14 protein-coding genes are annotated in these 14,287 nt (G+C 51.9%); 10 read left to right on the top strand and 4 right to left on the bottom strand.

Features of this window, described 5'->3' with window-relative positions; all coding sequences use genetic code 11:
- Positions 1–135 precede the first annotated feature (135 nt).
- Positions 136–726: a cob(I)yrinic acid a,c-diamide adenosyltransferase gene (gene cobO, locus AB182_RS13105; RefSeq protein ID WP_047370488.1), complete on the bottom strand. Its 591-nt coding sequence runs from the start codon at positions 724–726 to the stop codon at positions 136–138.
- On the bottom strand, positions 723–1,481 hold the full coding sequence (locus AB182_RS13100; RefSeq protein WP_047370487.1) for a YciK family oxidoreductase: 759 nt from the start codon (positions 1,479–1,481) through the stop codon (positions 723–725). Before AB182_RS13100 ends, cobO begins: the two co-directional genes overlap by 4 nt.
- A gap of 228 nt (positions 1,482–1,709) precedes the next feature.
- Between AB182_RS13100 and sohB the strand changes: the two genes are divergently transcribed.
- On the top strand, positions 1,710–2,756 hold the full coding sequence (gene sohB / locus AB182_RS13095) for a protease SohB (protein ID WP_047370486.1): 1,047 nt from the start codon (positions 1,710–1,712) through the stop codon (positions 2,754–2,756).
- Between the two features lie 46 nt (positions 2,757–2,802).
- Here sohB and AB182_RS13090 read toward each other — a convergent pair whose 3' ends face one another.
- Positions 2,803–3,054, bottom strand: coding sequence for a YciN family protein (locus AB182_RS13090; RefSeq protein WP_047370485.1), 252 nt, complete (start codon positions 3,052–3,054; stop codon positions 2,803–2,805).
- Between the two features lie 398 nt (positions 3,055–3,452).
- On the opposite strand from AB182_RS13090, the gene topA reads away from it, so the two are divergent.
- From topA to acnA, 6 genes are all read left to right on the top strand, one after another.
- Positions 3,453–6,050: a type I DNA topoisomerase gene (gene topA, locus AB182_RS13085; RefSeq protein ID WP_047370484.1), complete on the top strand. Its 2,598-nt coding sequence runs from the start codon at positions 3,453–3,455 to the stop codon at positions 6,048–6,050.
- Between the two features lie 186 nt (positions 6,051–6,236).
- Complete coding sequence (cysB, locus tag AB182_RS13080; RefSeq protein WP_039076931.1) at positions 6,237–7,211, top strand: HTH-type transcriptional regulator CysB; 975 nt, start codon at positions 6,237–6,239, stop codon at positions 7,209–7,211.
- A 317-nt stretch (positions 7,212–7,528) separates the two neighbouring features.
- Entirely contained in the window at positions 7,529–7,690 is a 162-nt protein-coding gene (locus tag AB182_RS30545) for a YmiA family putative membrane protein (RefSeq protein ID WP_075203587.1), read from the top strand.
- Between the two features lies 1 nt (position 7,691).
- Positions 7,692–7,862 (top strand): hypothetical protein, encoded by a 171-nt coding sequence (locus tag AB182_RS32600; RefSeq protein ID WP_167337881.1) that lies wholly within the window; start codon positions 7,692–7,694, stop codon positions 7,860–7,862.
- A 138-nt stretch (positions 7,863–8,000) separates the two neighbouring features.
- On the top strand, positions 8,001–8,099 hold the full coding sequence (gene ymiC, locus AB182_RS33020; protein WP_327078458.1) for a small membrane protein YmiC: 99 nt from the start codon (positions 8,001–8,003) through the stop codon (positions 8,097–8,099).
- Between the two features lie 179 nt (positions 8,100–8,278).
- Positions 8,279–10,954 carry an aconitate hydratase AcnA gene (gene acnA / locus AB182_RS13075; RefSeq protein WP_047370483.1) on the top strand — a complete coding sequence of 892 codons (2,676 nt, stop codon included), beginning with the start codon at positions 8,279–8,281 and terminating at the stop codon, positions 10,952–10,954.
- A gap of 50 nt (positions 10,955–11,004) precedes the next feature.
- Here the strand turns inward: acnA and ribA are convergent, their stop codons facing one another.
- On the bottom strand, positions 11,005–11,595 hold the full coding sequence (gene ribA / locus AB182_RS13070) for a GTP cyclohydrolase II (protein ID WP_047370482.1): 591 nt from the start codon (positions 11,593–11,595) through the stop codon (positions 11,005–11,007).
- Between the two features lie 187 nt (positions 11,596–11,782).
- Here ribA and pgpB point away from each other — a divergent pair, with 187 nt between their 5' ends.
- The 3 genes from pgpB (at position 11,783) to lapB (ending at position 14,173) form a co-directional block, all read left to right on the top strand.
- On the top strand, positions 11,783–12,541 hold the full coding sequence (gene pgpB, locus AB182_RS13065; protein ID WP_047370481.1) for a phosphatidylglycerophosphatase B: 759 nt from the start codon (positions 11,783–11,785) through the stop codon (positions 12,539–12,541).
- Between the two features lie 147 nt (positions 12,542–12,688).
- Positions 12,689–12,997: a LapA family protein gene (locus tag AB182_RS13060; protein WP_047370480.1), complete on the top strand. Its 309-nt coding sequence runs from the start codon at positions 12,689–12,691 to the stop codon at positions 12,995–12,997.
- Positions 12,998–13,003: 6 nt separating this feature from the next.
- The gene (lapB, locus tag AB182_RS13055) at positions 13,004–14,173 is read left to right on the top strand and encodes a lipopolysaccharide assembly protein LapB (RefSeq protein ID WP_047370479.1); all 1,170 of its coding nucleotides are present in this window, start codon (positions 13,004–13,006) and stop codon (positions 14,171–14,173) included.
- Positions 14,174–14,287: the final 114 nt, after the last annotated feature.

Below are 14,287 nucleotides of genomic sequence, written 5' to 3'. Positions count from 1 at the left end.
GTCAGCCAGTCCGTCAGAAATGATTCTACATGGTGAAAGGCCGTGACAGTGTCACGTTAAAGACGTTGTTACGCGGATTATGCGGATGATAAAGTCGAGACAGGGCCGTAGCGCAACGCCGCAGCCCGCGGTGTCTTAATAGTCGATACCTATCTGTGCCTTTACGCCGGCTTCGAAAGCATGTTTTACCGGGCGCAGCTCGCTGACCGTATCAGCAATCTCCAGAATATCGCGATGGCAGCCGCGTCCGGTGATGATCACCGTCTGGTTGATCGGGCGATTGTCCAGCGCATCAAGCACGGCTTCCAGCGGCAGGTAATCGTAGGCCACCATATAGGTCAACTCGTCGAGCACCACCATATCCAGCGATTCGTCGGCCAGCATACGCTGCGCATGCGCCCACACTTCAAGGCAGGCGGCCGTATCGCTCTCGCGGTTCTGCGTGTCCCAGGTGAACCCGGTTGCCATCACCTGAAATTCGACTCCATGCGGTTCCAGTAGATTGCGCTCGCCATTTGGCCAGGTACCTTTAATAAACTGAATCGCACCGACCTTCTTTCCATGGCCAACGGCACGTGCGGCGGTGCCAAATGCAGCGGTAGTTTTGCCTTTACCATTGCCGGTAAAGACAATAATGATGCCGCGCTCTTCCTGTGCCGCCGCCACGCGGGCATCGACTCTTTCCTTCACCCGCTGCTGGCGTTGCTGATAACGTTCTTCACTCATTGTGATATCCCCGGTTTTCGTCCTGGCTGAGCATCAAAACTCATGCCGGTTTTGCGACGGCTGTCATCGCCCATCAGCCATAAATAGAGCGGCATAATATCGGCTGGCGTTTTTAATTTCTGCGGATCTTCGCTCGGAAAGGCGCTGGCGCGCATATGCGTTCGGGTACCGCCCGGATTGATGCAGTTGACCCTCAAGCGATTTTGGTACTCCTCAGCCAGAACCTGCATCATGCCTTCGGTGGCAAATTTTGAGGCGGCATAGGCCCCCCAGTTTGCGCGCCCCTGACGACCAACGCTCGACGATGTGAAGACCAGTGAGCCGCTTTCCGCGTTGAGTAATAAAGGAAGGAGCGCCTGGGTCAAATAGAAGGTGGCGTTGACGTTAACCTGCATAACGTTATCCCAGACGTCAGGCCGCTGTTCGTTCATGGGACAGACATCGCCCAGTACGCCAGCGTTATGCAGTACGCCGTCCAGTCGTGGATAGTGTTTAGCAATCTCGTCCGCGAGACGCAGACAATCATTGGGCGTACAGGTGGCCATATCCAGCGTGAAGAGGCTGGCGGCCTGACCGCCCCCGGAGGCTATCTGTCCGGCAACCGACTGCAATTTGTTTTCGTTACGCCCAAGTAAGATGACGCGTGCGCCGTAGCGGGCATAGGTGAGCGCCGCCTCTTTGCCGATGCCGTCACTGGCGCCGGTGACCAGAATAATGTGGTTTCGCAACAGGTCGCGTTGTGGCTGATAATGCACGCTAACTCCTTGGTCTCAACCCGTCTTTAAATCGTGTTGGCTTTATGCCTGAAATAGAAGGCGATTTCAATCAGTCTGGCAGAGAGTCTCCCGTGCGCTGGCATCATGTATAGCGGAATGTGCTGAAACTGGTCGACTGAATGCCAGAAAGGGGGTAATGCGAGACGTGCCAGGAAGGCTCATGTACACTGGATGCGATCGTTAAGTGGCTGAACCAAGGTGGAATGCGTGGAATTACTGTCTGAATATGGTTTGTTTTTAGCCAAAATTGCGACGGTTGTCGTCGCGATTGTGGTAGTCGCAATTCTTATTGTTAATCTGACACAGCGCAAACGTCAGCGGGGTGAATTACGCGTTACCCGCATGAGCGAACAATATAAGGAAATGCAGGAAGAGATGGCCGTGGCGCTGCTGGACAGCCAGCAGCAAAAACTGTGGCATAAAGCCCAAAAGAAAAAAGCCAAACAGGACGCGAAAGCGGCAAAAGCCAAAGCAAAGTCTGGCGACACGGCCTCGGCGGATAAACCTCGCGCCTGGGTGCTGGACTTCAAAGGTAGCATGGATGCTCATGAAGTTGGCGCGCTGCGTGAAGAGATCACCGCAGTATTGACGCTGGTCAAGCCAGAAGATCAGGTTGTTCTCCGTCTGGAAAGTCCTGGTGGCGTTGTTCATGGCTACGGGCTGGCGGCTTCTCAGTTACAACGCCTGCGCGACAAGCAGGTTCCGCTGACTGTCGCAGTCGATAAAGTTGCCGCCAGCGGGGGATACATGATGGCTTGTGTTGCGGACAAAATTGTTGCAGCGCCGTTTTCTATTATTGGATCGATTGGCGTCGTGGCGCAGATCCCTAACTTCAATCGTTTCCTGAAAAGCAAAGAGATTGACATCGAATTGCATACTGCCGGGCAGTTCAAACGCACGCTGACGCTGTTGGGTGAAAACACCGAAGAGGGGCGGCAGAAATTCCGCGAGAGCCTCAATGAAACGCATGACCTGTTTAAAGGTTTTGTCCATCAGATGCGCCCGCAACTGGATATAGAACAGGTGGCGACTGGCGAGCACTGGTATGGTTCGCAGGCGCTGGAAAAAGGTCTGGTTGATGCGGTGGGTACCAGCGACGAGTTGCTGCTGGGGCTGTTTGAGAGCCATGAGGTGATCGGCCTGCGTTATCAGCAACGCAAAAAACTCATCGATCGCTTGACCGGCAGTGCCGCAGAGAGCGCAGACCGACTGCTGATGCGCTGGTGGCAGCGCGGGCAAAAACCGCTCATGTAGACGCAAGTACTAATAAAAACGCGAGGCCATGGCCTCGCGTTTTTATTTAATCGATCAGATGGTATTTTTCAGACAGCTCATGGGCCAGATATTTGAACATGTTGAATACCGCGGTGCTTTTCCCGGTCGGCAGCCCCTGTTCATCCAGAAAATACTCGCCGCTGAATACCAGCACCCCATTGCGCTGGCTTACACCGGTTGCTTCAATACCGGACAGCGTGTCTTCATGATCGCGAATGAGTTGGTTTGCCAGCTCAAGCAGAGACTGACGATCGATAGGTTGCTTATTCGGCTCCATTTCGCCCCTCCTTAAAAATTTAACAAGTTTACGCCCCACACGGCCCAGGGGCAAATTTTCCCTGCACAGGCAAGGGGTTTCCCGTTACGGTAGTGCTGGCGCGATTCGATTTTGCATGCTAATAAAGTTGCGTAACAAATTTTATCAGGTACAGTGTGACCCTTTCGTCAATCTGGCAACAGATTTGCTTGACATTCGACCGTAAAATCGTCGTGCTGTATCGTATACTAGCGAAAAAGCCTGTTAACTCAATCACCTGCTAGCGATTACTTTCGCTTATGGTCAAATATAGGGTTGATATCCATTGTCGCCACCGCAATATCATTGGCTCGTCGCCAGCGGAAGGTGAATCAATGTGCGACGTATTCCTGGAAGAATTTTATTAGGTAAAGGTGAATATGGGTAAAGCTCTCGTCATCGTTGAGTCCCCGGCAAAAGCCAAAACGATCAATAAGTATCTGGGTAATGACTACGTGGTGAAATCCAGCGTCGGTCATATCCGCGATTTGCCGACCAGTGGCTCAGCACCTAAAAAGAGCGCTGACTCTGCCTCCACCAAAACGGCTAAGAAGCCTAAAAAGGATGAACGCGGCGCTCTTGTCAATCGCATGGGCATTGACCCATGGCACAACTGGGATGCGCACTATGAAGTGCTGCCCGGAAAAGAGAAGGTGGTTTCTGAGCTGAAATCGCTCGCTGAAAAAGCCGACCATATCTATCTCGCAACCGACCTTGACCGCGAAGGGGAAGCCATTGCATGGCACCTGCGGGAAGTGATCGGCGGCGATGAAACGCGCTATAGCCGCGTGGTTTTTAATGAAATCACCAAAAATGCGATTCGTCAGGCGTTCGAAAAGCCTGGCGAACTGAACATTGATCGTGTGAATGCCCAACAGGCGCGGCGCTTTATGGACCGCGTAGTGGGTTACATGGTCTCTCCGCTGTTGTGGAAGAAGATCGCTCGTGGCCTGTCTGCCGGCCGCGTACAATCGGTCGCTGTGCGTCTGGTGGTTGAGCGTGAACGTGAGATTAAAGCTTTCGTTCCGGAAGAGTACTGGGAAGTTGATGCCAATGCCGCCACGCCTGGTGGCGATTCTCTGCCACTTCAGGTGACGCACGAAGGGGATAAACCTTTCCGTCCGGTTAACCGCGAACAAACGATGGCGGCCGTGAGTCTGCTCGAAAAAGCGCGTTATACCGTGCTTGAGCGAGAAGATAAGCCGACCAGCAGCAAACCAGGCGCACCCTTTATTACGTCCACGTTGCAGCAGGCGGCGAGTACCCGCCTGGGCTTTGGCGTGAAGAAAACCATGATGATGGCCCAGCGTTTGTACGAAGCGGGTTACATCACCTATATGCGTACCGACTCCACCAACCTGAGTCAGGATGCGGTCAGCATGGTGCGCACGTTTATTGGTGACAAGTACGGTAAAAAATACCTGCCGGAAAATGCTAACCAGTACGCCAGCAAAGAGAATTCGCAGGAAGCGCACGAAGCGATCCGTCCATCCGATGTTGGGGTTGAAGCGGACGCCCTGAAAGACATGGAAACTGATGCGCAGAAACTGTATCAGCTGATCTGGCGCCAGTTTGTGGCCTGCCAGATGACACCGGCGCAATACGACTCCACCACTATTACTGTGGGCGCAGGTGATTATCGTCTGAAAGCACGCGGTCGCATTTTGCGATTTGATGGCTGGACGAAAGTCATGCCTGCACTGCGTAAAGGCGATGAAGATCGCACGCTGCCTGCGGTAAATACGGGGGATGTCCTGTCGCTGATTGACTTGACGCCTGCCCAGCACTTTACAAAACCACCTGCGCGCTTTAGTGAAGCGTCGCTGGTTAAAGAGCTGGAAAAACGTGGCATTGGCCGCCCGTCTACCTACGCGTCAATCATTTCGACCATTCAGGACCGTGGCTATGTGCGCGTGGAAAACCGTCGCTTCTACGCGGAAAAAATGGGTGAGATTGTTACCGACCGTCTGGAAGAGAACTTCCGTGAGTTGATGAATTACGATTTCACCGCGCAGATGGAAGATCGTCTCGACCAGGTGGCAAACCACGAAGCGGAATGGAAGAAGGTGCTGGACAGTTTCTTCGGTGATTTCTCTCGTCAACTTGATCAGGCAGAAAGAGAGCCGGATGAAGGCGGGATGCGTCCGAATCAGATGGTGCTTACCAGTATTGATTGCCCGACTTGCGGTCGTAAGATGGGGATCCGTACTGCCAGTACCGGGGTTTTCCTCGGCTGCTCCGGTTATGCCCTTTCTCCAAAAGAGCGTTGCAAAACCACCATTAACCTGGTACCGGAAAACGAAGTATTGAACGTTCTGGAAGGCGATGATGCGGAAACCAACGCACTGCGCGCCAAACGGCGTTGTACTAAGTGCGGTACGGCGATGGACAGCTACCTCATTGATCCGAAACGTAAACTGCATGTTTGTGGTAATAACCCGACCTGCGATGGTTATGAAATCGAAGAGGGCGAGTTCCGCATTAAAGGTTATGACGGCCCGGTGGTGGAGTGTGAGAAATGCGGCTCTGAAATGCACCTGAAAATGGGACGTTTCGGTAAGTACATGGCCTGTACCAACGACGAATGCAAAAACACGCGTAAGATCCTGCGTAACGGCGAAGTCGCACCACCGAAAGAAGATCCGGTACCGTTGCCGGAGTTACCGTGCGAAAAATCGGATGCCTATTTCGTTCTGCGTGATGGCGCTGCCGGGGTCTTCCTTGCGGCTAACACGTTCCCGAAATCACGCGAAACGCGTGCTCCGTTAGTGGAAGAGTTATATCGCTTCCGCGATCGTTTGCCGGAAAAGCTGCGTTATCTGGCCGATGCCCCGCAACAGGATCCGGATGGGAATAAGACCATTGTCCGTTTTAGCCGTAAAACAAAGCAGCAGTATGTTGCGTCGGAAAAAGACGGCAAAGCGACAAACTGGTCAGCGTTTTACGTTGATGGAAAATGGGCGGAAGCCAAAAAATAAAGCTTTAAGATTAATGGGTTAAAACAAGGGCCGGTTATCCGGCCCTTTTTTTATTACACCGTTATTATTTTTTCATCGAATCTATACATAGAAGATATAAATGATATAGTGGTTATAGTTAAATCTTTTTTTATTATGAAATCGTCTTAAGCGATTGCCCGTTTGCGCGAATTTGGATGGTCTTTCATGAAATTACAGCAGCTTCGCTATATCGTTGAAGTGGTAAACCACAACCTCAACGTCTCCTCAACCGCAGAAGGTCTTTACACCTCCCAGCCAGGCATCAGTAAGCAAGTTCGCATGCTGGAAGATGAACTGGGGATCCAGATCTTTGCTCGCAGTGGTAAACACCTCACTCAGGTGACGCCAGCCGGACAGGAGATCATCCGTATTGCCCGGGAAGTTCTCTCTAAAGTGGACGCCATTAAATCCGTGGCGGGGGAGCACACCTGGCCGGATAAAGGCTCGCTCTATGTTGCGACCACCCACACGCAGGCGCGTTACGCTCTACCCAACGTCATTAAGGGATTCATCGAACGTTATCCTCGGGTCTCGTTACATATGCATCAGGGATCGCCAACGCAAATTGCGGAAGCTGTCTCCAAAGGCAATGCGGATTTTGCTATCGCGACCGAAGCACTGCATCTCTATGACGACCTGGTGATGCTGCCATGCTACCACTGGAATCGCTCGATTGTGGTTACCCCCGACCATCCGCTGGCCGGTAAGCCATCGGTGTCGATTGAAGAATTGGCACAATACCCGCTGGTCACTTACACCTTTGGTTTTACCGGACGCTCTGAGCTGGATACCGCGTTCAACCGGGCTGGGCTATCGCCGCGAATCGTCTTTACGGCGACCGATGCTGACGTTATCAAAACCTATGTGCGCCTGGGGCTTGGGGTGGGGGTCATTGCCAGCATGGCTGTCGACCCGATCTCTGACCCGGATCTGGTAAAACTGGATGCGCAGGAAATTTTCAGCCATAGCACGACCAAGATAGGCTTTCGCCGCAGCACGTTTTTGCGCAGCTATATGTATGATTTCATTCAGCGCTTTGCGCCGCATCTGACGCGTGATGTGGTTGATGCCGCCGTGGCGTTACGTTCGAATGAAGATATTGAGGCGATGTTTAAGGACATTAAACTTCCGGAAAAATAATGATTAGCGGGGTAGCCTTTTATAGTAAAAGGAGCCCCTTAACCTTCCCTAAGTCGAATTACCGTTATCATTCTCTTATTTTCAACTCATACTTTTGCCTGATTGATTTTCCCTCCTGTTTCTTAATCTGGCGTAAATTTGCGACAAACATAGAAACTAAATTGCCCCCGCGCAAATTTTTCACTTCAATAATTTATTTGCGGTCAAAAGATTAAATATTCTTTGAACAGGTTGCGTAAATTCACTAGCTTTTCGACTAAAGTTTCTTTAGGATTTATCTCATCCATGATTAATTGTACCGATTGTTGGTGCCTGAAATGATAAGTGATGTCGATTGTACGAGGTTAGCAATGCCATCAGGAAGCGAAGAACCGCAAAGGGACCCGCAGCTCAAGCGTAAAGCGTGGCTGGCGGTATTTCTGGGTTCTGCCGTCTTTTGGGTCGTGGTAGCGTTAATTATCTGGAAATTCTGGGGTTAAAATGGCTGTAACAGGTCGCTCTGAGCCAGTGAAGCAAGTGTGTCATCCGCATGACAAACCACAAGCAGCGAAACCGCAAGCTTCAACTACGGTACCGGCGTCCTGGAAATTGACGCCACAGCAACAGGCGTTTATTGACACCTTCGCGGAAGACGAAGTGCCAAAACAATAATTATTATCATTAGAAGTCATGAGGAAATTATCTCGTCACTCTGATGTGTACTTGTGTACTACTAAATAAATACACCACAGCAATAATAAATTGCGTATCAACGCATCTTTAATGAATACATTCTCTGGTGTGTATATGATGAATAATCGTCGTTCTGTTAAATACTGGTCATGGGTGAGCGCGTTTTCTTTTTCCCTGTTGTTTTGGGGGGAGCTCATCCGGATATGGTTGTTCTAATCAATGAAAACCTCGCCCAGGCGAGGTTTTTTGCTTTTACTCTCCAGCACTTGCCCGCATGACATCAAGATTTAGCCTTTTGAGTTGTTATAAAAACGTTACGACATGTTTGTGTTATCTTTAATACAGACCCTGATAAGCCTCAGGGTTTCGCTATCCCTGTTATTAAGGAGGAGCTTATGTCGTCAACCCTACGCGAAGCCAGTAAGGACACGTTGCAGGCAGAGAATAAAACGTATCACTACTACAGCTTGCCGCTGGCCGCAAAGGAACTTGGGGATATTGCGCGTCTACCCAAGTCGCTAAAAGTGTTACTCGAGAATCTCCTGCGCTGGCAGGATGACGATTCTGTCACAGAAGAAGATATACGAGCCCTGGCGGGATGGCTGAAAACAGCCCATGCCGATCGTGAAATCGCTTACCGTCCCGCCCGCGTTTTGATGCAAGACTTTACCGGCGTACCCGCCGTGGTCGATCTTGCCGCCATGCGTGAAGCGGTTAAACGCCTCGGTGGCGATACTGCTAAAGTGAATCCCCTTTCCCCGGTTGACCTCGTCATTGACCACTCTGTCACTGTCGATCATTTTGGTGACGACGACGCTTTCGAGGAGAATGTTCGCCTTGAAATGGAGCGTAATCACGAGCGCTATGTTTTTCTACGCTGGGGACAACAGGCGTTCAGCCGTTTTAGTGTCGTACCGCCGGGTACCGGAATTTGCCACCAGGTCAATCTGGAATATCTGGGCAAAGCGGTATGGAGTGAATTACAGGACAAAGAGTGGGTTGCTTATCCTGACACCCTGGTAGGAACCGACTCACATACCACGATGATCAACGGTCTCGGCGTGCTGGGATGGGGCGTCGGGGGAATTGAAGCCGAAGCGGCTATGCTGGGCCAGCCCGTCTCGATGCTGATTCCTGATGTGGTGGGGTTCAAACTGAGCGGTAAATTACGTGAGGGGATCACCGCCACTGACCTCGTGTTGACCGTAACCCAAATGCTGCGCAAGCATGGCGTAGTAGGAAAATTCGTCGAATTTTACGGCGACGGTCTGGATTCGCTGCCTCTGGCTGACCGGGCGACGATCGCCAATATGGCGCCAGAATATGGCGCAACCTGCGGCTTTTTCCCTATTGATGGCGTGACACTGGAATACATGCGTCTCAGTGGACGCAGCGAAGAGCAAGTTCTCCTGGTTGAAGCCTACGCTAAAGCGCAGGGGATGTGGCGTAACCCGGGCGACGAGCCCGTCTTCACCAGTACGCTTGAACTGAATATGGATGATGTTGAAGCCAGCCTTGCCGGGCCGAAACGTCCTCAGGACCGTGTGGCTCTGGGTGATGTGCCGAAAGCCTTTGCTGCCAGCTCTGAACTTGAACTCAACACCGCCCAGAAAGACCGCAAGCCAGTAGAATACGTCTTCAAAGGTGAAAAACATGAGTTGCCTGACGGCGCTGTCGTGATCTCCGCGATTACCTCATGTACCAACACCTCGAATCCCAGCGTCCTGATGGCTGCCGGTTTGCTGGCAAAAAATGCCGTGAAGGCTGGTTTAAAACGTCAGCCATGGGTGAAAGCCTCACTGGCGCCAGGCTCTAAAGTGGTGTCTGATTATCTTGCTCAGGCGAAATTGACACCTTATCTCGATGAGTTGGGATTCAACCTGGTAGGATACGGTTGTACCACCTGTATCGGGAACTCGGGGCCACTGCCCGAACCTATCGAACAGGCTATCAGGCAGGGGGATCTGACGGTTGGCGCGGTGCTGTCGGGTAACCGGAACTTCGAAGGGCGCATCCATCCGCTGGTGAAGACCAACTGGCTGGCATCACCGCCTCTGGTGGTGGCCTATGCGCTGGCGGGTAACATGAACATTAATCTGGCCACGGATCCGTTGGGTCATGATCGTAAAGGTGATCCGGTCTATCTGAAAGATATCTGGCCGTCCAGCCAGGAGATCGCCCGCGCCGTCGAGCAAGTCTCCACCGATATGTTCCGCAAAGAATACGCGGAAGTGTTTGAAGGGACGCAGGAATGGAAAGCCATTGAGGTGGAAAGCTCGGACACCTTCGGCTGGCAGAATGATTCTACCTATATTCGTCTCTCCCCGTTCTTTGAGGATATGGGCGCGATTCCGAAACCGGTTGAGGATATTCACGGCGCACGTATTCTGGCCATGCTTGGCGATTCCGTCACTACCGACCATATCTCGCCAGCGGGTAGCATTAAAGCCGATAGCCCCGCAGGTCGTTATCTGCAAAGCCATGGGGTAGAGCGGCGGGACTTCAACTCTTATGGCTCGCGTCGTGGCAACCATGAAGTCATGATGCGCGGAACGTTTGCAAATATCCGCATTCGTAACGAAATGGTTCCCGGTGTGGAAGGAGGAATGACCCGTTATTTACCGGGAGAAGAAGTGGTTGCTATCTATGATGCAGCAATGCGCTATCAGCAGCAGGGGACGCCGCTTGCGGTCATTGCCGGTAAAGAGTACGGTTCCGGTTCCAGTCGCGACTGGGCGGCAAAAGGTCCACGCCTGTTGGGTGTGCGGGTGGTGATTGCGGAATCTTTTGAACGTATCCACCGCTCAAACCTGATTGGGATGGGCATTTTACCGCTGGAGTTTCCGCAAGGCGCAACGCGTAAAACGCTGGGACTGACCGGGGAAGAGAAACTGGATATCGCCGGGCTTAATCAGCTCAAACCTGGTGCAACCATTCCGGTGACATTAACCCGTGCAGACGGTACGCAAGAGACAGTGAATTGTCGTTGTCGTATCGATACTTCAACAGAGCTGACCTACTACCAGAATGACGGCATCCTGCACTATGTGATCCGCAATATGCTGCATTAAACGGTGGTGATGCCGGGTAGCAGCGTGACCGTTACCCGGCATAGTCAGCACTACTCGCTAAGCAGGTGTCCCATTTTCGCGGCTTTGGTATCGAGGTAGTGGGCATTTTTCGGATTGCGTCCGACAATCAGCGGCACACGTTCCACGATATTGATACCGGCTTCGGTGAGGATCTCGACTTTGAGCGGGTTATTGGTCAACAGACGCACTTCATCCACGCCCAGCAGTTTGAACATATCAGCACACAGGGTGAAGTCACGCTCATCGGCGGCAAATCCTAACTGATGGTTTGCTTCGACGGTGTCATAGCCCTGATCCTGGAGCGCATAGGCGCGAATCTTATTGAGCAGCCCGATATTGCGACCTTCCTGGCGGTGGTAAAGCAACACGCCACGGCCTTCTTCGGCAATATGCGTTAATGCCGCTTCAAGCTGGAAACCGCAATCGCAGCGTAAGCTGAACAGCGCGTCACCCGTAAGGCATTCCGAATGGACCCGCGCCAGAACCGGTAACTGCCCGGAAATATCTCCATAGACAAGCGCAACATGATCCTGTCCGGTTGCCAGTTCTTCAAAACCCACCATCAGGAAATCGCCCCATGGGGTTGGCAGTTTGGCTTCTGCCACACGTTTAAGCTGCATGTGATTCTCCAGATTTATGCTGGCCGTCAGACAACTGGCCTTTTGTATCTCTTTATTTTGCCACAACGCGCTTTACATCACTAACCACCTCCTGACGCATTGCTGTTAAAACGCACAAATCTGGCACTTTTCCCGAAAATGTTATTTATCAGTTATGATTGTGAAGCCACAGATCAAAGGAGAAGCGATGTTTTCTATTGCAAAGCGCACGACAGTCGGTGCGGGAATACTGTTAATCATGCCTGTCGCCGTATGGATATCCGGCTGGCGCTGGGAGCCGGGTGAAAACGGTGCGTGGCTGCGCGCAATGTACTGGATGACGGAGACCGTAACTCAGCCCTGGGGCATTATTACGCATGTGATTCTTTGCGGCTGGTTTTTGTGGTGTCTGCGTTTTCGATTAAAAGCCGCGCTTGTGCTGTTTGCTATTCTGGGCTGCGCGATCCTTGCAGGCCAGGGCGTTAAATCCTGGGTGAAAGAGCGGGTGCAGGAACCCCGGCCATTTGTGGTCTGGCTTGAAAAAACACATAATATTCAGTCCGATGAATTTTACAGTCTCAAACGTAAAGCACGTAGCCGACTTGTGGAAACACAATTGATCAATCAGACGGACATTCCCGTGTTTTTACGTAAACACTGGCAAAACGAAACGGGGTTTGCGTTCCCATCAGGCCATACCATGTTTGCCGCCAGTTGGGCGCTTCTGGGGGTCGGCTTGCTTTGGCCACGTCGTCGGACCTGGACCATTGTTGTGCTGCTGGTGTGGGCAACAAGTGTAATGGGCAGCCGATTAGTGCTGGGGATGCACTGGCCTCGTGATCTGGTCGTCGCGACCCTCATCTCCTGGATACTGGTAACGATCGCTTCCTGGCTTGCGCAACGTCTTTGTGGACCGCTGACTCCCCCCGTCGAAGAGAAGCAGGAAATCGCCGAAAGAGAGCAGTAAAGTTGAAATTCTGCGTTTAGACCCTAAATCAGTATGAGGTGTTACGCATTTCCGTTTCGCGTCCGACGCTAAAATGGTAGTTTATAAGGCTGGATGCAGTCAGTTGAACATAACTTATTCGCTCACAACCACATAACGGGAAGTAATGTGAAATATTTACTCATTTTCTTATTGGTGCTGGCGATTTTTGTCGTTTCGGTCACGCTTGGTGCACAAAACGATCAGCAGGTGACCTTCAATTATCTGCTTGCCCAGGGCGAATATCGCATTTCGACGTTGCTGGCTATCCTTTTTGCCGCCGGTTTTGTCATTGGCTGGCTGATTTGTGGCCTGTTCTGGTTGCGCGTACGCGTTTCTCTCGCGCGTGCGGAGCGGAAAATTAAACGTCTTGAGCATCAACTCGCGCCTGCTACCACGGCTGCTGTGAATCCCGGTACGCCGGTAGTAAAGGAATAATCGTATATGTTGGAGTTGTTGTTTCTGTTGTTACCTGTTGCGGCTGCATACGGCTGGTACATGGGGCGCAGAAATGCTCAACAAACTAAGCAGGACGAGGCAAACCGGCTATCGCGTGATTACGTAGCCGGGATGAACCTGCTTCTGAGCAACCAACAAGACAAGGCGGTGGACCTGTTCCTCGACATGCTCAAAGAGGATACCGGCACTGTCGAAGCCCATCTTACCCTCGGAAACCTGTTCCGTTCGCGCGGCGAAGTCGATCGCGCGATCCGCATTCACCAGACCCTGATGGAAAGCGCGTCGCTCTCTTATGACCAGCGATTACTTGCCGTACAGCAACTGGGCCGTGATTATATGGCCGCAGGGATGTATGACCGCGCGGAAGATATGTTCAATCAACTGGTTGATGAGACCGATTTCCGTATCAGTGCACTCCAGCAGCTACTGCAGATTTATCAGGCTACCAGTGACTGGCAGAAAGCCATCGATGTCGCGGAGCGGCTGGTGAAGTTGGGTAAAGATAAACAGCGAGGCGAAATTGCCCATTTTTACTGTGAACTGGCGTTACAGCAAATGGGTAATGACGATATGGACAGGGCGATGGCCTTGCTGAAAAAAGGTGCTGCCGCCGACCGCGATAGCCCGCGCGTGTCGATCATGACGGGACGCGTGTTTATGGCGAAAGGGGAATACGCTAAAGCAGTAGAGAGCCTTTTACGTGTTATCGATCAGGATAAGGAACTGGTCAGCGAAACGCTGGAAATGCTGCAAGTGTGCTATCAGCATCTGGGTAAGCAAGATGAATGGGCTGCGTTCCTCCAGCGCTGTGTTGAAGAGAATACGGGCGCAACAGCGGAATTGATGCTGGCGGAAATCATGGAGAGCCGCGAAGGGCAGGATCCTGCCCAACTGTACGTCACGCGGCAATTGCAGCGCCATCCGACGATGCGCGTTTTCCACAAGTTAATGGATTACCATCTGAACGAAGCGGAAGAAGGCCGTGCTAAAGAGAGCCTGATGGTGCTGCGCGATATGGTGGGTGAGCAAATTCGCAGCAAGCCGCGTTATCGCTGCCATAAATGCGGTTTTACTGCCTTTACCATGTACTGGCATTGTCCGTCATGCCGTGCCTGGTCGACCGTTAAGCCTATCCGTGGTCTCGACGGGCAGTAGTTTTTAAAAAAAATCTTTTTTAGTTACAACATACTAATTATGAGTTCACTACGCATACCTGACCTCCGCATAAATATAGCCTGGCAGTGGGTGAATGGAACCTGTCAATTCCGC

This window comes from Phytobacter ursingii, from assembly GCF_001022135.1.
Classification (GTDB): domain Bacteria; phylum Pseudomonadota; class Gammaproteobacteria; order Enterobacterales; family Enterobacteriaceae; genus Phytobacter; species Phytobacter ursingii.
The sequence above is the reverse complement of the archived record's forward strand: the minus strand, read 5'-3'. Positions and strand labels throughout refer to the sequence as shown.

Excerpts from the sequence above, each read along its gene's own strand:
- lapB (WP_047370479.1), top strand. The coding sequence starts at position 13,004 with ATGTTGGAGTTGTTGTTTCTGTTGTTACCTGTTGCGGCTGCATACGGC.
- AB182_RS30545 (WP_075203587.1), top strand. The coding sequence starts at position 7,529 with ATGATAAGTGATGTCGATTGTACGAGGTTAGCAATGCCATCAGGAAGC.
- acnA (WP_047370483.1), top strand. The coding sequence starts at position 8,279 with ATGTCGTCAACCCTACGCGAAGCCAGTAAGGACACGTTGCAGGCAGAG.
- AB182_RS32600 (WP_167337881.1), top strand. The coding sequence starts at position 7,692 with ATGGCTGTAACAGGTCGCTCTGAGCCAGTGAAGCAAGTGTGTCATCCG.
- topA (WP_047370484.1), top strand. The coding sequence starts at position 3,453 with ATGGGTAAAGCTCTCGTCATCGTTGAGTCCCCGGCAAAAGCCAAAACG.
- ribA (WP_047370482.1), bottom strand. The coding sequence starts at position 11,595 with ATGCAGCTTAAACGTGTGGCAGAAGCCAAACTGCCAACCCCATGGGGC.
- cysB (WP_039076931.1), top strand. The coding sequence starts at position 6,237 with ATGAAATTACAGCAGCTTCGCTATATCGTTGAAGTGGTAAACCACAAC.
- pgpB (WP_047370481.1), top strand. The coding sequence starts at position 11,783 with ATGTTTTCTATTGCAAAGCGCACGACAGTCGGTGCGGGAATACTGTTA.
- AB182_RS13090 (WP_047370485.1), bottom strand. The coding sequence starts at position 3,054 with ATGGAGCCGAATAAGCAACCTATCGATCGTCAGTCTCTGCTTGAGCTG.
- cobO (WP_047370488.1), bottom strand. The coding sequence starts at position 726 with ATGAGTGAAGAACGTTATCAGCAACGCCAGCAGCGGGTGAAGGAAAGA.
- ymiC (WP_327078458.1), top strand. The coding sequence starts at position 8,001 with ATGAATAATCGTCGTTCTGTTAAATACTGGTCATGGGTGAGCGCGTTT.